This window comes from Streptomyces sp. GC420 (assembly GCF_009916105.1).
In the GTDB taxonomy this organism is placed as follows: domain Bacteria; phylum Actinomycetota; class Actinomycetes; order Streptomycetales; family Streptomycetaceae; genus Streptomyces.
Map to the genome: position 1 here is coordinate 1 of NZ_JAAAXQ010000530.1, position 4,106 is coordinate 4,106.

Genomic DNA, 4,106 nt, shown 5'->3' on the forward strand with positions numbered 1-4,106 from the left:
CCCCCACACGGTGCTGCGCGCGTCACCCCCCACCGGCGAATCCGAGGAGACCCATGTTCAGGCTCACCCGTGTCAAGAAGGCCGCCGCCGCGGCCGCCACCGTCGTGGCCACCGCCGCCGCCCTGCTGGTCGGCGTCGCTCCCGCGGCGGGTGCCGCCACCGCGCCCATCGTGGGCGGTACGACCACGACCACGACGGCGTACCCGTACGTCATGCAGATCACCGACACCTCGTCGTACCAGTTCTGCGGCGGCACGCTCGTGTCCCCGACCAAGGTCGTCACCGCGGCCCACTGCATGACCGGCGAGACCACCAGCAGCATCCGCGTGGTGGGCGGCCGCACCTACCGCAACGGCACCAACGGCACGGTCAGCAACGTCAGCAAGATCTGGGTTCACCCGAACTACTCCAGTTCCACCATGAGCAACGACGTCGCCGTGCTCACCCTGTCCACGTCGATGCCGTACACGCCCATCGGCTACGTCGCCTCGACGGACACCGGCTACTACGCGGCCGGCACCACGGCGCGCATCCTGGGCTGGGGCACCACCAGCTCCGGCGGCTCCTCCTCCAACCAGCTGCGCACCGCCACCGTCCCGATGGTGTCGACCTCCGGCTGCACCTCCGCGTACGGCTCGGAGTTCATCTCGTCCACCATGGTGTGCGCGGGCTACTCGTCGGGTGGCGTGGACACCTGCCAGGGTGACAGCGGCGGCCCGCTCGTCATCAACGGCAAGCTCGCCGGCATCACCTCCTGGGGCTACGGCTGCGCCGACGCCGACTACCCCGGCATCTACACCAAGCTGACCACCTTCTCGTCGCTGGTCACCACGCAGATCAACTCCTGACCGGCAGACCGGACTCCCGGCCCGCGAGGGCCGGGGCAGCGCCAGGGGGCGCCTCGGGCAGGCCTTGAGCCGCCCGCGGCGCCCCCGTTCAATTGCGGACGGGTGTGACGGAATGTGCCCCACGTGTTGCCGTGCGCGTGGTTCACGGCGTGTAATCGGGTCCGTGTCGGGTGACATGACGGAAATTCGAGCGGCACTGCTGCGGCTGCGCCGCGACAGCGGGATGCCGGTGGTGTTCGGCGGGACGCTCTCGGGCACACAGCGATTGCGCATCGGCGAGCTGCACGGCACGGCGACGGCAGCCCTTCGCGGTCTCGACGTCGTCTCGGGCACCGGCCTGGGCGGCAAGTGCGTGGCCCTGTCACGGCCGTGCGCGGTCACGGACTACCCCTCCTCGCGCCACATCAGCCACGAGTACGACCGGGCCGTCGCCGCCGAGCAGCTGCGCTCGGTACTCGCGGTGCCGATCGTCGTGCACCGCAGGGTTCGCGGGGTCATCTACGGCGCGCTGCGCGAGGCGCTGCCACTGGGTGACCGCACGCTGAGCGCGGCGGTGACGGCGGCCCGGGAGGCGGAACAGGCCCTCGCGGTGCGTGACGAGGCGCGGCATCTGCTGTCCCAGACCAGGGCCGCCGGCGCTCCCGGTGACACGGCGGCGTGGGAGGAGATCCGGGAGGCGCACGGCGAACTGCGCACCCTGGCCTCCCGGGTCCTCGACCCCGGACTGCGGTCGGAACTGCTCGCCGTGTGCGACAGGCTGGCGGGCGCGGCGGCCGGGCCGCCGGAGAGCGGGCGGGGTCCGGTCTCCCTGGCCCCGCGGGAGGTGGACGTGCTGACGTGCGTCGCGGGCGGTGCGACCAACGCGGCGGTGGCGGACCGGCTGGGGCTGCGCGCCGAGACGGTCAAGGGTTACCTGCGCTCGGCGATGCGGAAGCTCGGGGCGCACACCCGGCTGGAGGCGGTGGTGGCGGCCCGCCGTCTTGGGCTGCTTCCCTGACTGAGTCCGCCGTTCAGCGACGAGCCGGCGCACGGGAGCGTCGCCCGGGAGCCGGGTACGCCGAGCCCGTACGGGAACCCCGCACGGGAGCGGGGGGCCGGAAGGCCGTACACGGGCCCACGAGCCCTTACGGGACCCCCGCCCGGAACCGCGTGCGGGATCAGCCGGCGTCGTAGCCCCACATCCTGGCGATCTCGGTGAGCCTGGACGGCAGACCGGTGCAGGAGCCGTCGGTCCTGGCAGCCTGGATGCGGCCGGACTTGATGGTGCTGCTCCAGTCCCCGATGAAGGGGCGGAAGCCGCCGTGGTCGTGCTGACCGTAGTCGAGCATCCCGGGCTCCCAGGTGACGCCGAGGTAGTCGCAGACCTCCCGGGTGACCCGCTCGGGTTCGGCCGTGAGCCGCTCGTAGGTGAGGGTGTAACCGTCGAGGTGCTGCCTGGCCTCCTCCAGTCGCTCCGCGTACTCCAGCACCTCGGCGTGGATCTGCGCCGGATCGGGGTCCCTGCGGCGGTTGACGAGGGAGGTGACGACGGCGCCGGGGTGGCGCAGCAGGAACAGGTGGCGCGCGTTCGGCCAGCAGCGTTCCAGACGGGGCCAGACGAGGGTGTTGGGCGGGGTCTTGTCGACGATGATGTCCTTCCCGCTGCGCCGCAGTTCGAGATCGAGGACCCGGTCCCACAGCAGGTGTTCCAGTTCCTGCCGGTCGAGCCGCAGTTCGCGCATGGCGTCGGCGGTGAACTCCCGGTCCAGGCGGACGTGCAGGGTGCGCAGATGCATCTCGTGCGGGGCACGGATCCGCGAGTGGCTGTTGAGGATCACCCGCAGCAGGGTCGATCCGGAACGCACCGACGACAGTACGAAGACCGGGGACTCGACGAGCCGGGGTGCGCGGGGCGCGACGTACCTGGGACTGGCCGGGCCCTCCCCGGAGCCACGGGGAGCGGGGATCCGGCCGCCGGACGTGCCGCCCGCCGCCGCACGCAGCGGGGGGCGCAGCGCCTGCGCCATCAGCCGTCCCCGCCGCCTGAGCCCTTTGCCGATGGCGTTGATCCGAATCGCTTCTCGCACGTCGAGACACCTCTCCTGAGCCGTTGGTCGTCCGGGGTCCTGCGGGGGGAGGCCGACAGTCCAGGGGGCCGGGGCGAACTCAAGGTGTCCGGGAGGCGACCGGCACGTGCGCGGCGAAGGTGTGCGTTCCGTTTCCGGCCGCCCTGCCTGCACGGATGAGCCAGGCTGAATTTTCCGTGTGAAACCGCCCTCTGACTTCGAAAGGGTCCCATCGGGTCCAGGATGATCCACGTCCTGGCACCGCACCGCACCGCGCCCGCGGTGGCGACGCGGAATGCGCGCACGGCCCCGCGTGCCACGTCCGGTTACGCCACCGCGGTGCCCGCCTCCCCTCCGGCAGCGGAGTTTCTTCCCTTCGACGGCGCCTGCCGCCGACCTCGTCCGGCCGGCGGCGGGTGAGGCGGTCAGGCGCGTCCGCTTCGGCTATCCTGAAGCGGAGCATTGTTCCGATTAAGATGCGGAACAGCGTTCCGCTTTGTCAGCGGCCATCGGAAGGAGAGCGTCGTGGCCACCCCAGACCGCTCCGGGGAGGCGCCGGCCCGAAGCAGGCGGGCCGACGCGCTGCGCAACCAGCAGACGCTGCTCGCCGCCGCCGCCGCGGTGTTCGTCACCTCCGGCGTCGATGCGCCCATCCGCGAGATCGCGGCCAGAGCGGGCGTCGGGATAGGCACGATCTACCGCCATTTCCCCACCCGGGCGGATCTCGTCGTCGCCGTCTACCGCCACCAGGTCGAGGCATGCGCCGAAGCCGGCCCGAGCCTGCTGGCCGTCGCCGGCTCTCCGCTCGCAGCACTCCGGCAGTGGGTCGACCTCTTCGTCGATTTCCTGGTCACGAAGCACGGCCTCGCCAACGCACTGCGATCGGACACCAGCGGCTTCGACGCGCTGCACGCCTACTTCCTCGACCGCTTGGTACCCGTCTGCGAGCAGTTGCTCGACGCCGCGGTCGACGCGGGCGAGATCAGGCCCGGTACGCACGCCTACGAACTGATGCGCGGCATCGGCAACCTCTGCGTCGGAGACGACAGCGACCCCCGCTACGACCCCCGCCGATTGGTCGGAATGCTGCTTCAGGGACTACAGCGACCGCAGTCGTCCTGACCGACGCGAGGGCCGGCTCAGCGCTCAGCGCTCACGTTCAGTGCCCACCCTCAGCGCTCACGTTCAGTGCCCACCCTCAGCGCTCACGTTC

At 71.5% G+C, this 4,106-nt stretch carries 4 protein-coding genes; 3 read left to right on the plus strand and 1 reads right to left on the minus strand.

Annotated elements, in window-relative coordinates:
- Window positions 1-53 precede the first annotated feature (53 nt).
- Both GUY61_RS35495 and GUY61_RS35500 read left to right on the plus strand, forming a co-directional pair.
- A complete protein-coding gene (locus GUY61_RS35495; protein ID WP_166634430.1) occupies window positions 54-848 on the plus strand; it encodes a serine protease in 795 nt (264 codons plus the stop codon).
- Window positions 849-1,023: 175 nt separating this feature from the next.
- Entirely contained in the window at window positions 1,024-1,845 is an 822-nt protein-coding gene (locus tag GUY61_RS35500; RefSeq protein ID WP_166634431.1) for a LuxR C-terminal-related transcriptional regulator, read from the plus strand.
- A gap of 160 nt (window positions 1,846-2,005) precedes the next feature.
- On the opposite strand, the gene GUY61_RS35505 is transcribed toward GUY61_RS35500, so the two are convergent.
- Window positions 2,006-2,854: a sulfotransferase gene (locus GUY61_RS35505; RefSeq protein ID WP_208106856.1), complete on the minus strand. Its 849-nt coding sequence runs from the start codon at window positions 2,852-2,854 to the stop codon at window positions 2,006-2,008.
- Between the two features lie 564 nt (window positions 2,855-3,418).
- On the opposite strand from GUY61_RS35505, the gene GUY61_RS35510 reads away from it, so the two are divergent.
- Window positions 3,419-4,015: a TetR/AcrR family transcriptional regulator gene (locus GUY61_RS35510; RefSeq protein WP_166634433.1), complete on the plus strand. Its 597-nt coding sequence runs from the start codon at window positions 3,419-3,421 to the stop codon at window positions 4,013-4,015.
- The last annotated feature ends 91 nt before the right edge of the window (window positions 4,016-4,106 follow it).